The sequence below is a fragment of the Anaerostipes sp. CAG:276 genome, from assembly GCF_000432215.1.
GTDB classification, from domain to species: Bacteria; Bacillota; Clostridia; order Lachnospirales; family Lachnospiraceae; genus Anaerostipes; species Anaerostipes caccae.
Genome location: NZ_FR889179.1, coordinates 7,975 through 24,324, shown reverse-complemented (window position 1 = coordinate 24,324; position 16,350 = coordinate 7,975). Strand labels below are relative to the sequence as shown.

At 41.9% G+C, this 16,350-nt stretch carries 31 protein-coding genes; all 31 read left to right on the top strand.

Going from position 1 to position 16,350, the window contains the following annotated elements:
* The first annotated feature begins 171 nt into the window (after nucleotides 1-171).
* The 31 genes from QVP35_RS04070 (at nucleotide 172) to rpsK (ending at nucleotide 16,346) form a co-directional block, all read left to right on the top strand.
* Nucleotides 172-1,116 (top strand): aldo/keto reductase, encoded by a 945-nt coding sequence (locus QVP35_RS04070; RefSeq protein ID WP_022260818.1) that lies wholly within the window; start codon nucleotides 172-174, stop codon nucleotides 1,114-1,116.
* A gap of 225 nt (nucleotides 1,117-1,341) precedes the next feature.
* Nucleotides 1,342-1,644, top strand: coding sequence for a nucleotidyltransferase family protein (locus QVP35_RS04065; RefSeq protein WP_009289947.1), 303 nt, complete (start codon nucleotides 1,342-1,344; stop codon nucleotides 1,642-1,644).
* On the top strand, nucleotides 1,631-2,020 hold the full coding sequence (locus QVP35_RS04060) for an HI0074 family nucleotidyltransferase substrate-binding subunit (protein WP_009289946.1): 390 nt from the start codon (nucleotides 1,631-1,633) through the stop codon (nucleotides 2,018-2,020). Before QVP35_RS04065 ends, QVP35_RS04060 begins: the two co-directional genes overlap by 14 nt.
* A gap of 350 nt (nucleotides 2,021-2,370) precedes the next feature.
* Nucleotides 2,371-2,691 (top strand): 30S ribosomal protein S10, encoded by a 321-nt coding sequence (gene rpsJ, locus QVP35_RS04055; RefSeq protein ID WP_009289945.1) that lies wholly within the window; start codon nucleotides 2,371-2,373, stop codon nucleotides 2,689-2,691.
* Between the two features lie 118 nt (nucleotides 2,692-2,809).
* Nucleotides 2,810-3,439, top strand: coding sequence for a 50S ribosomal protein L3 (gene rplC / locus QVP35_RS04050; protein ID WP_006568485.1), 630 nt, complete (start codon nucleotides 2,810-2,812; stop codon nucleotides 3,437-3,439).
* Between the two features lie 23 nt (nucleotides 3,440-3,462).
* Nucleotides 3,463-4,083: a 50S ribosomal protein L4 gene (gene rplD, locus QVP35_RS04045; RefSeq protein WP_006568486.1), complete on the top strand. Its 621-nt coding sequence runs from the start codon at nucleotides 3,463-3,465 to the stop codon at nucleotides 4,081-4,083.
* On the top strand, nucleotides 4,083-4,382 hold the full coding sequence (gene rplW, locus QVP35_RS04040; protein ID WP_006568487.1) for a 50S ribosomal protein L23: 300 nt from the start codon (nucleotides 4,083-4,085) through the stop codon (nucleotides 4,380-4,382). Before rplD ends, rplW begins: the two co-directional genes overlap by 1 nt.
* A gap of 190 nt (nucleotides 4,383-4,572) precedes the next feature.
* The gene (gene rplB / locus QVP35_RS04035; protein WP_022260817.1) at nucleotides 4,573-5,415 is read left to right on the top strand and encodes a 50S ribosomal protein L2; all 843 of its coding nucleotides are present in this window, start codon (nucleotides 4,573-4,575) and stop codon (nucleotides 5,413-5,415) included.
* Nucleotides 5,416-5,431: 16 nt separating this feature from the next.
* Nucleotides 5,432-5,713, top strand: coding sequence for a 30S ribosomal protein S19 (rpsS, locus tag QVP35_RS04030; protein WP_006568489.1), 282 nt, complete (start codon nucleotides 5,432-5,434; stop codon nucleotides 5,711-5,713).
* 33 nt (nucleotides 5,714-5,746) lie between these two features.
* The gene (gene rplV, locus QVP35_RS04025) at nucleotides 5,747-6,136 is read left to right on the top strand and encodes a 50S ribosomal protein L22 (protein WP_006568490.1); all 390 of its coding nucleotides are present in this window, start codon (nucleotides 5,747-5,749) and stop codon (nucleotides 6,134-6,136) included.
* Nucleotides 6,137-6,148: 12 nt separating this feature from the next.
* A complete protein-coding gene (gene rpsC / locus QVP35_RS04020; RefSeq protein ID WP_006568491.1) occupies nucleotides 6,149-6,805 on the top strand; it encodes a 30S ribosomal protein S3 in 657 nt (218 codons plus the stop codon).
* Nucleotides 6,805-7,242: a 50S ribosomal protein L16 gene (gene rplP / locus QVP35_RS04015; protein ID WP_006568492.1), complete on the top strand. Its 438-nt coding sequence runs from the start codon at nucleotides 6,805-6,807 to the stop codon at nucleotides 7,240-7,242. The genes rpsC and rplP overlap by 1 nt, the downstream gene beginning before the upstream one ends.
* Nucleotides 7,232-7,435: a 50S ribosomal protein L29 gene (gene rpmC, locus QVP35_RS04010; RefSeq protein ID WP_006568493.1), complete on the top strand. Its 204-nt coding sequence runs from the start codon at nucleotides 7,232-7,234 to the stop codon at nucleotides 7,433-7,435. Before rplP ends, rpmC begins: the two co-directional genes overlap by 11 nt.
* Nucleotides 7,436-7,455: 20 nt before the next feature.
* On the top strand, nucleotides 7,456-7,710 hold the full coding sequence (gene rpsQ, locus QVP35_RS04005; RefSeq protein WP_009289944.1) for a 30S ribosomal protein S17: 255 nt from the start codon (nucleotides 7,456-7,458) through the stop codon (nucleotides 7,708-7,710).
* A 29-nt stretch (nucleotides 7,711-7,739) separates the two neighbouring features.
* The gene (rplN, locus tag QVP35_RS04000; RefSeq protein ID WP_006568495.1) at nucleotides 7,740-8,108 is read left to right on the top strand and encodes a 50S ribosomal protein L14; all 369 of its coding nucleotides are present in this window, start codon (nucleotides 7,740-7,742) and stop codon (nucleotides 8,106-8,108) included.
* A 12-nt stretch (nucleotides 8,109-8,120) separates the two neighbouring features.
* On the top strand, nucleotides 8,121-8,432 hold the full coding sequence (rplX, locus tag QVP35_RS03995) for a 50S ribosomal protein L24 (RefSeq protein WP_006568496.1): 312 nt from the start codon (nucleotides 8,121-8,123) through the stop codon (nucleotides 8,430-8,432).
* A 23-nt stretch (nucleotides 8,433-8,455) separates the two neighbouring features.
* The gene (gene rplE, locus QVP35_RS03990) at nucleotides 8,456-8,995 is read left to right on the top strand and encodes a 50S ribosomal protein L5 (RefSeq protein WP_009289943.1); all 540 of its coding nucleotides are present in this window, start codon (nucleotides 8,456-8,458) and stop codon (nucleotides 8,993-8,995) included.
* A 14-nt stretch (nucleotides 8,996-9,009) separates the two neighbouring features.
* Nucleotides 9,010-9,195 carry a type Z 30S ribosomal protein S14 gene (locus QVP35_RS03985; protein WP_006568498.1) on the top strand — a complete coding sequence of 62 codons (186 nt, stop codon included), beginning with the start codon at nucleotides 9,010-9,012 and terminating at the stop codon, nucleotides 9,193-9,195.
* 23 nt (nucleotides 9,196-9,218) lie between these two features.
* Nucleotides 9,219-9,620, top strand: a complete 402-nt coding sequence (gene rpsH, locus QVP35_RS03980) for a 30S ribosomal protein S8 (RefSeq protein ID WP_006568499.1) — start codon at nucleotides 9,219-9,221, stop codon at nucleotides 9,618-9,620.
* Between the two features lie 259 nt (nucleotides 9,621-9,879).
* Nucleotides 9,880-10,422, top strand: coding sequence for a 50S ribosomal protein L6 (gene rplF / locus QVP35_RS03975; RefSeq protein WP_006568500.1), 543 nt, complete (start codon nucleotides 9,880-9,882; stop codon nucleotides 10,420-10,422).
* Nucleotides 10,423-10,436: 14 nt separating this feature from the next.
* Nucleotides 10,437-10,805 carry a 50S ribosomal protein L18 gene (rplR, locus tag QVP35_RS03970; protein WP_009289942.1) on the top strand — a complete coding sequence of 123 codons (369 nt, stop codon included), beginning with the start codon at nucleotides 10,437-10,439 and terminating at the stop codon, nucleotides 10,803-10,805.
* Between the two features lie 14 nt (nucleotides 10,806-10,819).
* The gene (gene rpsE / locus QVP35_RS03965) at nucleotides 10,820-11,329 is read left to right on the top strand and encodes a 30S ribosomal protein S5 (protein WP_006568502.1); all 510 of its coding nucleotides are present in this window, start codon (nucleotides 10,820-10,822) and stop codon (nucleotides 11,327-11,329) included.
* Nucleotides 11,330-11,342: 13 nt separating this feature from the next.
* Nucleotides 11,343-11,525 carry a 50S ribosomal protein L30 gene (gene rpmD / locus QVP35_RS03960; RefSeq protein ID WP_009289941.1) on the top strand — a complete coding sequence of 61 codons (183 nt, stop codon included), beginning with the start codon at nucleotides 11,343-11,345 and terminating at the stop codon, nucleotides 11,523-11,525.
* Nucleotides 11,526-11,548: 23 nt separating this feature from the next.
* A complete protein-coding gene (gene rplO, locus QVP35_RS03955) occupies nucleotides 11,549-11,992 on the top strand; it encodes a 50S ribosomal protein L15 (protein ID WP_009289940.1) in 444 nt (147 codons plus the stop codon).
* 1 nt (nucleotide 11,993) lies between these two features.
* Nucleotides 11,994-13,310 carry a preprotein translocase subunit SecY gene (secY, locus tag QVP35_RS03950; protein WP_006568505.1) on the top strand — a complete coding sequence of 439 codons (1,317 nt, stop codon included), beginning with the start codon at nucleotides 11,994-11,996 and terminating at the stop codon, nucleotides 13,308-13,310.
* 66 nt (nucleotides 13,311-13,376) lie between these two features.
* Nucleotides 13,377-14,021, top strand: a complete 645-nt coding sequence (locus QVP35_RS03945; protein ID WP_006568506.1) for an adenylate kinase — start codon at nucleotides 13,377-13,379, stop codon at nucleotides 14,019-14,021.
* A gap of 7 nt (nucleotides 14,022-14,028) precedes the next feature.
* Complete coding sequence (map, locus tag QVP35_RS03940) at nucleotides 14,029-14,784, top strand: type I methionyl aminopeptidase (RefSeq protein WP_006568507.1); 756 nt, start codon at nucleotides 14,029-14,031, stop codon at nucleotides 14,782-14,784.
* A gap of 17 nt (nucleotides 14,785-14,801) precedes the next feature.
* Nucleotides 14,802-15,020, top strand: a complete 219-nt coding sequence (gene infA / locus QVP35_RS03935) for a translation initiation factor IF-1 (RefSeq protein ID WP_006568508.1) — start codon at nucleotides 14,802-14,804, stop codon at nucleotides 15,018-15,020.
* Nucleotides 15,021-15,091: 71 nt separating this feature from the next.
* Nucleotides 15,092-15,205 carry a 50S ribosomal protein L36 gene (gene rpmJ / locus QVP35_RS03930; RefSeq protein ID WP_024729360.1) on the top strand — a complete coding sequence of 38 codons (114 nt, stop codon included), beginning with the start codon at nucleotides 15,092-15,094 and terminating at the stop codon, nucleotides 15,203-15,205.
* A gap of 245 nt (nucleotides 15,206-15,450) precedes the next feature.
* A complete protein-coding gene (gene rpsM, locus QVP35_RS03925) occupies nucleotides 15,451-15,819 on the top strand; it encodes a 30S ribosomal protein S13 (protein ID WP_006568509.1) in 369 nt (122 codons plus the stop codon).
* A 134-nt stretch (nucleotides 15,820-15,953) separates the two neighbouring features.
* The gene (gene rpsK / locus QVP35_RS03920; protein WP_006568510.1) at nucleotides 15,954-16,346 is read left to right on the top strand and encodes a 30S ribosomal protein S11; all 393 of its coding nucleotides are present in this window, start codon (nucleotides 15,954-15,956) and stop codon (nucleotides 16,344-16,346) included.
* Nucleotides 16,347-16,350: the final 4 nt, after the last annotated feature.

The following is a 16,350-nucleotide window of genomic DNA, read 5'->3' as shown; positions in this document are numbered from 1 at the left end:
ACTATGTGAGAGATTGAGGGATTTCTTATTCAGGAAAGGCTGTCATGCCGGGAAACCGGCGGGCGGCCTTTTTGCAGCAGATTATAATAGATCTGCTGACTGCAATAAGTTATACTATTTATAGACCTAATAACCAAATATCATATATATGTGGGATAAGGAGGAAATCAGATGATACCAACAAGAAAATTGAGCAACGGTGTAGAGATGCCGTACCTGGGGTTTGGGACGTGGAAGCTGAAAGGTGAGGAGTGCTCTCAGATGGTGAAATATGCGCTGGACACAGGTTACACAGCAATTGATACGGCGCAGGTTTACTTAAATGAAGAGGCGGTCGGAGAGGGAATCCGCCGTTCCGGCAGGAAGAGAGAAGAGTTCTTTGTAACTTCAAAGGTGAGAAACCGTTTTCAGGGTTATGATAATACTTTATATGCCGTTGAGGCGTCTCTTAAGAGGTTTGGTTTAGAACAGCTGGATCTGTTTCTGGTTCACTGGCCCGGAGAGGACATGTACGTCCCTACATGGAAAGCTCTGGTCCGCATGTATGAGGAAGGGCTGCTCCGGGCAGTGGGAGCAAGCAATTTTTATCCGGAGCATCTGGAAACCTGTGCCCAGGAAACAGGCGTTATGCCGATGGTAGATCAGATCGAGATGCATCCTTATTTTCAGCCGTACGAGATCGTTGAATACTGCAGAAGCCATGATATCTTTCCGGTTGCGTGGAGTCCGCTTATGGCAGGGGGAGAGAGCAGAAAGGACGCAAAGACTGCAAAAGCCGGAGAGACAGGAGTACAATTAAAAAGCCCGATGGAAGACCCGGTGATTCTAAAGATTGCAGAGAATCATGAAAAGACTCCGGCACAGGTGATCCTGCACTGGCTTGTGCAAAATCAATTCGGTGTGATACCGAAATCCTCAAATGAGGGAAGAATCAGGCAGAACATGGAGATCTTTGATTTCCGGCTGACGGATGAAGAGATGAAACAGATGCAGAAGCTTACCGAAAAGCAGATCCGGGTGGGAGACGATCCGAGAACCTACCGGTTCCCTCTGCTGGATGAGATGATCGCGGCAGGAAAAGAGCCGGAGAGAGACAAATTCGGAAATTACATGTGACATTTTCTTCATGATTTCCGTTCGGCTCTTAGAATGTCTTGCTCCAATCATGAAGAAAATGGACGTAAAATAATGTAGGCAGAAGGACGGCACAGCCCGTCCTTCTTTTTTGAGTTGTTAACTGCAGACTGCGAAGTGCAGAAATCAAAATCGTTAAATTGCATTCCTCAAATATATATGCTACATTAGTGGAAAAAGAGAAAACCATAAATAGGAATCAAATACATGGATATAATGAAAACAAGCGGTATAAAGAAAAAAGTAATAGAAGAGATCAGACAATTAGCAGTGGATTACAATATTCAAAAAGTAATCTTATTTGGGTCACGTGCCCGTGGAGATTACCATGAGAGAAGTGATATTGACCTGGCAGTATTGGGTGGAGATACAAATAACTTTGCACTGGCAGTGGATGAGGAGACTTCTACGCTGCTGATGTATGATATCGTAGATTTAAGTCTGCCGGTACAGGAGGAACTAAAAGATAGGATTTATCAGGAAGGGATCGTGATCTATGAAAAAATTTGATAACTTCTGTAAAGCGTTGGACAATCTTGAAGACATTTATAAATATGAAGAACCCTATGACATTGTCGTATTGACTGGACTGGTGGCGCTTTATGAAATTTGTTTTGAACAGTTTTGGAAGGCAGTCAAGGAAGTTTTATCTGAAAATGGAATAGAAGAGGCAGCCACAGGGTCACCCCGCAGTATTATAAAACTTGCTTATAGTGTGAATTTAATAAAAGATCAGGAAGTCTGGCTGGAGGCTCTGGTATCCAGAAACAATGTTGCTCATGCATATAATCAGGCGATTGCCATGGATATTGTAAAGAAGACCAAAGAACGGTATGTCGTCATGTTTCGGGAACTCAGATCGGAAATCAAAGAAAACTGGTTCTGATATTTGACCGTGTTTCTTCTATAATATATGTTTTTATTTTTGTTTCCTGAAAAAAACAAAAAAATCCCTTGCAATGGGAAAGAATATAAGATATAATCAAATCGTTGTGACCTTGATAGCGGTGAAGCGAGAGGTTGCTGTACCGGCAAAAGCCGGCGCAGGTTTTCCGTGGAGCGAATGTCAAGTTGTTAAAACTGGCGACAAGTCACTGTACGAATATTACAATCTATTTTTAATATTTAAAGATAGAGACGCAGTGTGTAAATCTTACGATACACACGGAGGAGTGTACAGTCACCACTTGTCGTGCTACAAGAAATTTATAGTGCGAAAAGGAGGCGGCTTTTTTTATGGCAGCAAGTCAAGTAATGAGAATTACATTAAAAGCGTATGATCATCAATTAATCGATGCTTCAGCAAAGAGTATCATCGAAACAGTAAAGAAAACAGGATCTAAGGTGAGCGGACCGGTACCGATGCCGACAAAGAAGGAAGTAGTTACCATCATCCGTGCAGTACACAAGTACAAAGATTCCAGAGAACAGTTCGAGCAGAGAACTCACAAGAGATTGATTGACATCATCACACCAACACAGAAGACAGTCGATGCATTATCTAAGTTAGAAGTACCGGCTGGTGTTTACATCGATATCAAGATGAAAACAAAATAGGAAGTTATCCCGCAGGGTTATGAACAAATAAGGAATCCCCTTAAGCTTTCATAGCGTCTAGGATGATTTTAACGTCAAGCGTTATAATCCGCTGTAGATTAAATAGGAGGAAATATCAATGAAAAAAGCGATTTTAACAACAAAAGTCGGAATGACTCAGATCTTTAACGAAGACGGAGTTTTAACACCGGTTACTGTACTGCAGGCTGGGCCTTGTGTCGTTACTCAGGTAAAGACAGAAGAAAACGATGGCTACGAAGCAGTTCAGGTCGGATTTGCAGATAAGAAAGAAAAGTCTGTAAACAAACCGGAGAAGGGACACTTCGACAAAGCAGGTGTTGCACCTAAAAAATTCGTGAGAGAATTCAAATTTGAAAATGCTTCTGAATACACAGTAGGTCAGGAAATCAAAGCTGACATTTTTGAAGCAGGAGATAAAATCGATGCAACTGCTACATCCAAAGGTAAAGGATATGCAGGTGGTATCAAACGTCACGGTTTAAGTACTGGTCCTAAGACACATGGTTCTAAGTATCACCGTCATGCAGGTTCCAATGGTATGGCTTCTGATCCGAGCAAAGTTTTCAAAGGGAAGAAAATGCCGGGACAGATGGGTTCTGAAAGAGTTACCATCCAGAATCTCGAAGTAGTAAAGGTTGATGCGGAAAATAACATTATTTTGGTAAAAGGTGCTGTACCAGGACCTAAGAAATCTTTAGTAATGTTAAAAGAATCAGTGAAGGCGTAGGCCTAGGGAAGGAGGACAATCAGATGGCAGAAGTATCTGTGTTAAACATGGAAGGAAATGAAGTTGAGAAATTAAATCTTAACGACGGCATCTTCGGTGTTGAAATAAATGAGCATTTAGTGCATTTGGCAGTTGTAAGCCAGTTAGCAAATAACCGTCAGGGTACACAGAGCGCGAAGACACGTTCAGAAGTACGCGGCGGCGGAAGAAAACCTTGGAGACAGAAGGGGACCGGTCATGCACGACAGGGATCTATCAGAGCTCCGCAGTGGACAGGCGGAGGAGTTGTATTTGCTCCGAAACCGAGAGAATATTCTAAGAAGTTAAATAAGAAGGAAAGAAGATTAGCTCTGAAATCCGCATTAACTTCCAGAGTCAATGAAAATAAGTTCATCGTAGTAGATGAGTTCAAATTTGACGATGTAAAGACAAAGAATGTTGCAAACATGTTAAACAACTTAAATGTAAAAAAAGCGTTGGTTATCATGGGAGATAAGAACGACAACTTAATCTTATCCGCAAGAAACATTCCTGGAGTAAAAACTGCTCTCACAAGCACCATCAACGTATATGATATCTTAAAATATGATACCGTTGTTGTTTCTAAAGAAGCAGTAGCAAATATCGAGGAGGTGTACGCATAATGGCAGACATCAAATATTATGACGTTATTTTAAAGCCGATTGTAACTGAAAAAAGTATGAATGCAATGGCAGAGAAAAAATACACTTTCTTAGTTCATCCGACTGCAACAAAATCTCAGATTAAAGAAGCAGTGGAAAAGATGTTCGAAGGAACAAAGGTTGCCAAAGTCAACACAATGAACTGCGACGGAAAGACAAAAAGACGTGGAATGACTTTTGGAAAGACCGCTAAGACAAAGAAAGCGATCGTACAGTTGACAGAAGAAAGCGCAGATATCGAGATTTTTGAGGGGTTATAGGCATTGAGCACTTAGAGAGTGCAAGCGAAAGCGCAGCATGAGCTTAGTGCGAAAGCCGTTACCGAGACTCAGTGAAGCCGAGCCGCAGGCGAAAGCTGAACGCTAGTCGAGTGTAACTACCTTAATATATTTTATTGAATCTATACGCAACAAAAGCGTGATATTAAATTGGAATTGAAAGGAGAAAGACATGGGAATCAAGACATATAACCCATATACACCTTCCAGAAGACATATGACCGGGTTAGATTTTACAGATGTGACAAAGAGCACACCGGAAAAATCTCTGACAACTTCTTTAAAGAAGACAGCCGGCCGTAATAATCAGGGTAAAATTACAGTAAGACACCGCGGAGGCGGAGTCAGAAGAAAATATAGAATTATCGACTTCAAGAGAAGAAAAGATGGTATTCCGGCAACAGTAACAGCTATCGAATACGATCCGAACAGAACAGCAAACATCGCACTGCTCACATACGCAGACGGTGAAAAAGCTTATATCATCGCTCCGAACAAATTAGCTGTAGGTGCTACAGTTATGAACGGTCCGGACGCTGAGATCAAAGTTGGAAACTGCTTACCGATGGCAAACATCCCGGTAGGTACAGAAATCCACAATATCGAAATGTATCCTGGAAAAGGCGGACAGTTAGTTCGTTCCGCGGGTAACTCCGCTCAGCTTATGGCGAAAGAAGGAAAGTATGCAACCCTTCGTCTTCCGTCAGGAGAGATGAGAATGGTTCCTGTTGTGTGCAGAGCTACGATCGGCCAGGTTGGAAACATCGAACATGACCTCGTAAACATCGGTAAAGCGGGACGTAAACGCCATATGGGATTCCGTCCTACAGTCCGCGGTTCTGTTATGAACCCTAATGACCATCCGCACGGTGGTGGTGAAGGTAAGACTGGTATCGGCCGTCCGGGTCCATGTACACCTTGGGGTAAACCGGCACTTGGTTTGAAGACACGCAAGAAACACAAACAGTCTAACAAGATGATCATTAGAAGAAGAGACGGTAAAAACGTTAAATAGTTTAAGGAGGTAACTTATGGCTCGCTCACTGAAAAAAGGACCATTTGCGGATGCAAGCTTATTGAAAAAAGTTGATGCAATGAACGAAGCTGGAGACAAAAATGTCATCAAGACATGGTCCCGCCGTTCCACAATCTTCCCATCCTTTGTAGGGCATACAATTGCCGTACATGACGGAAGGAAGCATGTGCCTGTATATATAACAGAAGATATGGTTGGACACAAACTCGGAGAGTTTGTTGCGACCAGAACATTCCGTGGTCATACAAAAGCAGAAAAGAAATCAGGAATCAGATAATCGATAGAGGAACGGAAGGAGGTTTCACAATCCATGGCTAAGAAATACAGCAGATCTCAGTACAAAAAAGAAAGAAATGCACAAAAAGATACGAGACCCAGCGCTACCTTATCCAATGCCAGAGTGTCTGTTACTAAGGCATGTTTCGTATTGGATGCGATCAGAGGAAAGAGCGTTCAGGAAGCACTTGGTATCTTATTATATAACCCAAGATACGCATCTAGTTTAATCGAAAAATTATTAAAGTCTGCAATTGCCAATGCAGAAAATAATAATGGAATGAATCCGGAAAACCTTTATGTTGCAGAGTGTTATGCAAACAAGGGACCAACAATGAAAAGAGTTAAACCTCGGGCACAGGGAAGGGCATACAGAATCGAACACCGTATGAGCCATATCACTGTTGTGCTTGACGAAAGATAGAAGGAGGCAATAATGGGACAGAAAGTTAATCCTCATGGTTTAAGAGTTGGTATTATCAAAGACTGGGATTCCAGATGGTATGCAGAAGGCAATTTTGCAGATAACCTGGTTGAAGATGATAAGATCAGAAAATATGTAAAGAAAAAATTATACAATGCAGGAATCTCCAGAATCGAAATCGAGAGAGCTTCCGACAGAGTAAAATTGATCGTTTATACAGCAAAACCTGGAGTAGTGATCGGAAAAGGCGGATCTGCCATTGAAGAACTGAAAAAAGAACTCCAGAAGATGACAGACAAGAAGCTGTTAATCGACGTAAAAGAAGTAAAAAGACCGGACAAAGACGCACAGTTAGTTGCAGAAAATATCGCACAGCAGTTAGAGAACCGTATCTCTTTCAGAAGAGCTATGAAGTCCTGCATGCAGAGAACGATGAGATCCGGAGCACAGGGAATTAAAACATCCGTTTCAGGACGCTTAGGCGGAGCTGATATGGCCCGTACAGAATTCTACAGCGAGGGAACAATTCCTCTGCAGACACTCCGTGCAGACATCGATTATGGATTTGCTGAAGCAGACACAACTTATGGTAAAGTCGGAGTTAAGACTTGGATTTACCATGGTGAAGTTCTTCCGACGAAAGAAAAGCAGGAAGGGGGAAATAAATAATGTTAATGCCTAAGAGAGTAAAACGCCGTAAACAGTTCCGCGGAAGCATGCGCGGAAAAGCGACTCGCGGTAATAAAATCACTTACGGAGAATTCGGTATCGTGGCAACAGAGCCGGCTTGGATCAGATCCAACCAGATCGAGGCAGCCCGTGTCGCTATGACCCGTTACATCAAGCGTGGTGGTAAGGTTTGGATTAAGATTTTCCCTGATAAGCCAGTGACAGCACAGCCTGCTGAAACTCGAATGGGTAAAGGTAAAGGTAACTTGGAATACTGGGTAGCAGTTGTAAAACCAGGACGCGTTATGTTTGAGATTTCTGGTGTAAGTGAAGAAGTTGCAAGAGAAGCTTTACGTCTTGCTGTTCATAAACTACCTGTTAAGTGTAAAATTGTTTCTCGTGAAGCTTTAGAAGGCGGTGACAACAGTGAAAACTAAAGAATTTGTAAAAGAGTTAAATAATAAATCTATTGATGAATTAAACAAAGAGCTAGTAGCTGCGAAAAAAGAATTATTCAACTTGAGATTCCAGAATGCAACAAATCAACTTGAGAACACAAGCAGAATCAAAGAAGTTAGAAGAAACATCGCTCGTATCCAGGGAGCGATTACAGCAAAGGCTAACGCTTAAATCGAAAGGAGGAATTTGTTGTGGAAAGAAATTTGAGGAAAACCCGTGTCGGGAAAGTTATAAGCGACAAGATGGATAAGACAATCGTAGTTGCAATCGAAGATAATGTAAAACATCCATTATATAAGAAAATCGTGAAGAGAACTTACAAGTTAAAAGCTCATGATGAAAATAATGAATGCCGTATCGGAGACAGAGTTAAAGTTATGGAAACAAGACCTCTCTCTAAGGACAAGAGATGGAGACTTGTGGAAGTAGTCGAAAAAGCGAAATAGGATTGTTCCATTAGGAAAGGAGAAACAGCATGATTCAACAGGAGTCAAGACTTAGAGTGGCTGACAACACTGGAGCAAAAGAAATCCTTTGCATCAGAGTGTTAGGTGGATCCACTAGAAGATATGCTAACATCGGCGATATTATTGTAGCTACGGTCAAAGATGCAACACCAGGTGGCGTTGTAAAAAAAGGTGATGTAGTAAGAGCCGTTGTTGTTCGTACGAAAAAAGGTGCCCGCCGTAAAGACGGATCTTATATTAGATTTGATGAAAACGCTGCAGTTATTATCAAAGAGGATATGAACCCGAGAGGAACTCGTATCTTTGGACCAGTGGCAAGAGAGCTCAGAGACAAAAAATTCATGAAGATTGTTTCATTAGCACCAGAAGTATTATAAGGAGGAAACACTGTGTCAGGAATTAGAATTAAAAAAGGCGATCTTGTAAAAGTCATCGCTGGAAAAGATAAGGGTAAAGAAGGCAAAGTTGTTGCAATCGACCACAAGAAGAATACTGTCATCGTTGAAGGTGCTAATATGCTTACTAAACATACCAAACCAAGCGTACAGAACCAGCAGGGCGGTATTGTGACAGAAGAAGGCCCGATCCATATTTCCAACGTGATGTTCGTTCATAACGGAAAAGCTACAAAGATCGGCTACAAAGTAGAAGACGGTAAAAAAGTCCGTGTTGCAAAGGCAACCGGAGATGTGATTGATTAATAAAGAGAGGAGGTTTCGGACAGTTGAGTAGATTAAAAGAACAGTATACCAACGAAATCATGGAAGCCATGATGAAGAAATTCGGATATAAAAATATTATGCAGGTACCAAAGCTCGAGAAGATCGTGATCAACATGGGCGTTGGTGAAGCAAAAGAAAATAAAAAGCTCTTAGATGCTGCTGTTGCAGATATGGAAACGATCTCCGGACAGAAAGCGATCGTAACCAAGGCAAGAAAATCTGTTGCTAACTTCAAGTTAAGAGAAGGAATGCCGATCGGATGCAAGGTTACATTAAGAGGCGAGAGAATGTACGAGTTTGCTGATCGTCTGATCAACCTGGCACTGCCTCGTGTACGTGACTTCAGGGGTGTAAGCCAGAACTCTTTTGATGGAAGAGGAAACTACGCATTAGGAATCAAAGAACAGTTAATTTTCCCGGAAATTGAATACGACAAAGTGGATAAAGTCAGAGGTATGGATGTGATTTTTGTTACAACAGCCAACACAGACGAAGAAGCTCGTGAATTATTAACCTTATTTGGTATGCCGTTTAAGAAATAGTTAGGAGGGTTCCCATGGCTAGAAAGTCAATGGTATTAAAGCAACAGAGAAAACAGAAGTTTTCAACAAGAGAATATAGCCGTTGTAGGATTTGTGGACGTCCACATGCTTACTTGAGAAAATACGGAATCTGCAGAATCTGCTTCCGTGAGTTAGCGTACAAAGGACAGATTCCAGGCGTGAAAAAGGCCAGCTGGTAAGAATAGGGAAGGAGGAACAAACAATGACAATGAGCGATCCGATTGCAGATATGCTTACAAGAATCCGTAATGCAAACACTGCGAAACATGATACCGTAGAAATTCCTGCTTCTAAGATGAAGGTTGCGATTGCTGAAATCCTTTTAAAAGAAGGTTTCATCAAAGCATTCGACATTAAAGAAGAAGGTGCATATAACAACATCGTTATCACATTAAAGTACGGCCAGGATAAGAGTGAAAAGATCATTACAGGTCTTAAGAGAATCTCTAAACCAGGACTCCGTGTATATGCCAACTCAGAAGAACTTCCTAAAGTATTAGGCGGACTTGGAGTGGCAATCATTTCAACAAACAAAGGTGTTCTTACAGACAAAGAAGCAAGAAAAGAACACGTAGGCGGAGAAGTACTTGCGTTTGTATGGTGACCTAGAGCACTTAGCGAAGTCAAGCGTTAGCGCAGACTGAGGTTAGTGCGAAGGTCGTTCGGAGGAACTTAATGAGGGCGAGCTGCAGGCGAAGGCCGAATTTAGTGAACCGAACTTCCTTACAAAAGGCTTGCGTAAGCTTCAAACAAATTTTTTAACTTGAATTTATCTTATTGTTAAACTTTATATTATATAATAAAACGAATTCTGAAAACAGAAAGGACGCCCAGTCCTTTCCGACAATTTAAGGAGGTAACCTATGTCTCGTATAGGTAGATTGCCAATCGATATCCCTCAGGGAGTTGAGGTTAAGATTGAAGAAGGAAACAAAGTGACTGTAAAAGGTCCTAAAGGAACACTGGAAAAGAATCTTCCGGTGGAAATGGAAATTAAATTAGAAGACAACCAGATCGTGGTATCCAGACCGAATGACTTAAAGAAGATGAAATCCTTACACGGGTTGACCAGATCTTTGATCGCCAACATGGTGACTGGAGTGTCTCAGGGATATGAAAAGAAGCTTGAAATCAACGGTGTTGGTTACAGAGCACAGAAAAAAGGAAAAGAAATCACTTTCAACCTTGGATTTTCACATCCGGTAGCAATGACAGATCCAGAAGGCATCGAAACTGAAATGGACGGTCAGAATATCATTATCGTTAAAGGTATTGATAAAGAAAAAGTTGGACAGTACGCTGCGGAAATCAGAGAATTAAGAAAACCTGAGCCTTACAAAGGAAAAGGTATTAAATATGCTGATGAAGTTATCAGACGTAAAGTCGGTAAGACTGGTGCGAAGTAAAGGAGTGAGATAGGATGATTAAAAAACAGTCAAGAAGCAAAGTTCGTGCGAAAAAACATTTAAAGCTTCGTAATCATATTAGCGGAACAGCGGAGAAACCGCGTTTAAGCGTATTCAGAAGCAATAATCATATGTACGCTCAGATCATTGATGACACCGTTGGAAATACTTTAGTATCAGCATCCACTTTACAGAAAGACGTAAAAGCTGATTTGGAGAAGACTAACGATGTAAAAGCGGCAGCTCACTTAGGAAAAGTGATTGCTGAGAGAGCAGTTGCAAAAGGTATCTCCACCGTTGTTTTTGACAGAGGCGGATTTATTTATCAGGGAAAAGTAAAAGCATTAGCAGACGCAGCACGTGAAGCTGGTCTTAAATTCTAACAGGAGGAAATCAAATGAAGCGTACAATGATCGACCCTAGCCAGTTAGAGCTGGAAGAAAAAGTTGTATCTATCAAACGTGTTACCAAAGTAGTAAAAGGTGGACGTAATTTCAGATTCGCAGCATTAGTTGTTGTTGGAGATAAGAACGGACACGTTGGTGCAGGATTAGGAAAAGCAATGGAAATTCCAGAAGCGATCCGCAAAGGAAGAGAAGCGGCTGCTAAGAAATTAGTGGAAGTACCGATTGACGAAAAAGGAAGTACACCGCATGATTTTACAGGTAAATTCGGAAGTGCGTCTGTATTATTAAAGACATCTCCGGAAGGTACTGGAATCATCGCAGGAGGACCTTCCCGTGACGTATTGGAGCTTGCAGGATACAAGAATATCCGTTCTAAGTCTTTAGGATCCAACAACAAGCAGAACGTTGTTCTCGCTACGATCGAAGGACTTAAAAACTTAAAAACTCCAGAAGAAGTAGCAAAGCTTCGCGGAAAATCTGTAGAAGAGCTCTTAGGTTAGGAGGAACATGAAAATGGCAGATAAATTAAAAATTACTTTAGTAAAATCTACAATCGGTGCCATTCCAAAGCATAGAAAGACAGTGGAAGCTTTAGGACTCAAGAAGTTAAACAAAACTGTTGAAATGCCGGATAATGCAAGTGTCAGGGGAATGATTCATCAGGTTCAGCATTTAGTAAAAGTAGAAGAAATTTAATTGTAGATTAGGAGGTGCGAAGGATGGAATTATCAAACTTACGCCCTGCAGACGGATCTAAGCACAGCGACAACTTCAGAAGAGGTCGCGGACATGGTTCAGGAAATGGAAAAACTGCAGGTAAAGGACATAAAGGACAGAAAGCCCGTTCCGGCGGCGGAGTAAGACCGGGATTTGAAGGCGGACAGATGCCTTTATACAGACGTATTCCAAAGAGAGGCTTCACTTGCATTAACTCTAAAGAAATCATTGGAATCAACGTATCAGCATTAGAAAGATTTGAAGACGGAGCCGAAGTTTCTATTGAGACTTTAGTAGAAGCGGGAATCGTTTCTAATCCGAAAGACGGAGTCAAAATCTTAGGCAGTGGAGAACTCACAAAGAAACTTACAGTAAAAGCAAATGCTTTCAGTGCAGGGGCAAAAGAAAAGATCGAAGCTCTTGGAGGAAAAGCCGAGGTGATTTAGTATGGCGAATGCATTGACAAATGCGTTTAAAAACAAAGAACTAAGGAAAAAGCTTGCGTTTACGGTGATCATTCTGATCGTCGTGCGCTTCGGGTCACAACTGCCGATTCCAGGAATCGATACTGCCCAGGTGACTGCATATTTAAAGAGTACATTGGGAGATTCATTCAATCTCCTGAACTCTTTTACCGGCGGGTCCTTTTTGCAGATGTCTGTATTTGCACTGAGTGTTACGCCATATATTACATCTTCCATCATCATGCAGCTGATGACGATCGCTATCCCTGCATTGGAGGAGATGCAGAAAGACGGCGAAGATGGAAGAAAGAAAATAGCTAAGATTACGAGATACGTTACGGTTGTATTAGGACTCATTGAGTCCGCCGGTATGACCATAGGTTTCAGCCGCAGCGGTGCGCTGGGACCGGAACACACAAATTTTACCATTGTAACGATGATCATTGCCCTGACAGCGGGTGCGATCCTCGTTATGTGGCTTGGTGAGCGTATCACGGAAAATGGTATTGGAAACGGTATTTCTATCATCCTGTTGATCAACATCGTATCAGGAATGCCGAAAGATTTTTATGCGCTCTATAATCAGTTTATGAAAGGCAAACAGATCGGACCGGCACTGATTGCCGGATGTGTGATCGCAGCCGTTGTGCTGTTCACTGTCGTGTTCGTTATCATTCTTTCAGACGCTGAACGCCATATTCCGGTACAGTATTCAAAAAAAGTTCAGGGAAGGAAAATGGTCGGCGGCCAGTCAAGCCATATTCCGCTGAAAGTGAATACAGCCGGAGTTATCCCGATTATCTTCGCCTCATCTATCATGCAGTTCCCGCTGATTATTCAGCAGCTGTTTAAGTATGAGAGCAATGGATTTATGGGAAAGGTTCTGCACAGTTTAAGTTCGTCCACATGGTTTGACGCAAATCATCCGAAGAGATCGCTGGGTCTTCTTATATATATTGTACTTGTTGTTATTTTTGCATATTTCTATACATCGATTACTTTTAATCCTCTGGAAATTTCAAATAACATGAAGAAACAGGGAGGATTTGTACCGGGTATCCGTCCGGGCAAACCGACAGTAGATTATTTAAACAAGATCTTAAAATATATTATTTTTATAGGTGCAGCTGGACTAACAATTGTAGCAGTCATTCCGTTTTTCTTTAACGGTGTATTTAGTGCTCAGGTTTCTTTTGGCGGAACTTCTATCATCATCGTGGTTGGAGTCATATTAGAGACGATCAAGCAGATTAAATCTCAATTGTTAGTGCAAAACTATACTGGTTTTTTAAATGACTAATGTGCGATAAGCTGTAGGGAATTCTACAGCTTATTTGTGCATTACATAATGTAAGGAGGATTCATTATGAAGATTATTATGTTGGGGGCTCCAGGAGCAGGAAAGGGAACTCAGGCAAAGCAGATTGCAGAGCAGTATAACATTCCGCATATTTCGACCGGTGACATTTTCAGGGCGAATATCAAGAATGGAACCGAGCTTGGCAAAAAAGCCAAAGAGTATATGGACCAGGGACTGCTGGTTCCGGATGAGCTGGTAGTTGATCTTGTGGTTGACAGGATTGAGAAAGACGACTGCCAAAAGGGCTTCATTTTAGATGGATTCCCAAGGACGATTCCTCAGGCAGAAGCGTTGGATGCGGCTCTCGCGGCAAAAGATATGAAAATTGATTATGCGCTGGATATCGAGGTTCCCGATGAGAATATCATCGACCGGATGTCCGGAAGACGTTCCTGCAGGGAATGCGGTGCGATCTTCCACGCAAAATATAATCCTCCGAAATCAGAAGGAATCTGTGATATATGCAGCGGCGAGCTGATCCTCCGAGATGACGACAAGGAAGAGACAGTGAAGAAAAGGCTGGATGTTTATCACGAACAGACCGCACCGCTGATTTCTCACTATAAGAGTGCAGGCAGCCTGCATGAGATCGACGGCACAAGGCACATTGATGTAGTATTTGATGAGATCAAAAGCATTTTAGAGGCATAAGATTAACATGGCAGTGACGATCAAATCAAAAAAAGAAATCGAACAAATGAGAGAGGCCGGTAAGATCTTGGAAGAGACGCATGACCGTTTGGCCGAGATCATCAAACCGGGAATTTCTACTTTAGAGATTGACCAGTTCGGGGAAAAGATCATAAGGGAATACGGGTGTATTCCTTCTTTTCTGAATTACAATGGTTACCCGGCATCCATCTGTGTGTCTGTCAATGACGAAGTGGTCCACGGCATCCCAAAGAAGGAGCGGATCTTAAAGGACGGAGATATTGTCAGCCTGGATGCAGGGGTCATCTATCAGGGATACCACTCTGACGCCGCCAGGACCTATGGCGTCGGGGAGATCTCAGAGGAAGCAGCCCGCCTGATCAGGGTCACAAAGGAAAGCTTTTTTGAAGGTATGAAGTTTGCCAAAGAAGGGAATCATCTATTTGACATTTCCGAGGCAATTCAGAGATACGTAGAGAATAATGGCTATTCTGTGGTGAGAGACCTGGTGGGCCATGGGATCGGAACTCATCTTCATGAGGACCCCCAGATCCCAAACTTCAAGGAACGAAGAAAAGGCATGAAGCTCAGGGCAGGAATGACACTGGCTGTAGAACCGATGGTGAACGCCGGAACATGGAAAGTGGAATGGCTTTCTGATGACTGGACCGTTGTAACGGCAGACGGAAGCCTTGCCGCCCATTATGAAAATACAATCTTAATAACCGAAGATGGTTACGAATTATTATCATTATCAAAGTAGAAAAAGGAGTCGGAAAAATGGCAAAGTCAGAAGCAATTGAAGTAGAAGGAATCGTATTGGAGAAACTGCCGAATGCGATGTTTAAGGTAGAGATCGAGGGAGGACATGTGATTTTGGCACATATCAGCGGAAAGCTCAGAATGAATTACATCAAGATCCTTCCGGGTGACAAGGTTACTCTTGCACTTTCTCCGTATGACCTGTCAAAGGGAAGAATTATTTGGAGAGATAAATAAGAAAAGCCTTGAAAATCAGATAGCATGATGATATAATTGAATCCGAACGTTTTGAGAAAGGAGAATTACAAGTGAAAGTTAGAGCATCTGTAAAACCTATGTGTGAAAAATGCAAGGTAATTAGAAGAAAAGGTTCTGTCAGAGTGATCTGTGAGAATCCGAAGCACAAACAGAGACAGGGATAATTTCTATTTCACGTAGCAAGGATTCCTATCTTTGTTCTTTGTGTGTTTATATTACTGTATCCAAGGTACCATACAGTAATACTTTTTGTTAGGCGGCTGCAGTATGGAACGCAGATTCCATGCTGATATTTATATAGATAAAATCGTAGTCAGGCTAGAGACATATATATCATTTCACCGTACGCGGATATATGGATTGCCCCTGAACAACATTAAAATGAATAATTTTTGGAGGAAGAAAAAACATGGCTCGTATTTCAGGTGTTGATTTACCAAGAGAAAAACGTGTGGAGATTGGACTTACCTATATTTATGGAATCGGTCTTACAAGCTCTAAACGTATTTTATCAGAAGCAAATGTAAACCCGGATACTCGTGTACGTGACCTGACAGATGATGAAGTTCGCAGAATCAGCGAAGTTATCTCTGAGTCACAGACAGTAGAGGGAGACTTAAGAAGAGAAATCGCTCTTAATATCAAGAGATTAAAAGAAATAGGATCTTACAGAGGAAAACGCCATAGACAGGGACTGCCTTGCCGTGGACAGAAGACAAAGACAAATGCCAGAACATGTAAAGGTCCTAAGAAAACTGTTGCAAACAAGAAAAAATAACAGCTTACACATGGGCCATCAGATCTTTGATGGTATACTTTGGACGGAAACACATGACACGCCCCGTTGGGTTGTCAGGTTTTCTGGCTGTTTAGTGGATATGGTTTAGTTTAAAGAAAGGTAAAGAGTTAATTATGGCTAAAGTTACAAAAAAAGCGGCTAAAAAACGTGTGAAAAAGAATGTTCAGCACGGACAGGCACACATTCAGTCATCTTTTAATAATACAATCGTTACATTAACTGATGCTCAGGGAAATGCTCTTTCTTGGGCCAGTGCAGGTGGATTAGGATTCAGAGGATCCAAAAAATCTACTCCTTATGCGGCACAGATGGCTGCTGAGACAGCGACAAAAGCAGCATTAGTACACGGTTTGAAAACAGTGGACGTTATGGTGAAAGGACCGGGATCAGGAAGAGAAGCAGCAATTCGTGCTTTATCAGCTGCTGGTCTGGAAGTTACAAGCATCAAAGATGTAACACCGGTACCTCACAATGGATGTCGCCCACCAAAACGCAGAAGAGTTTAATTTA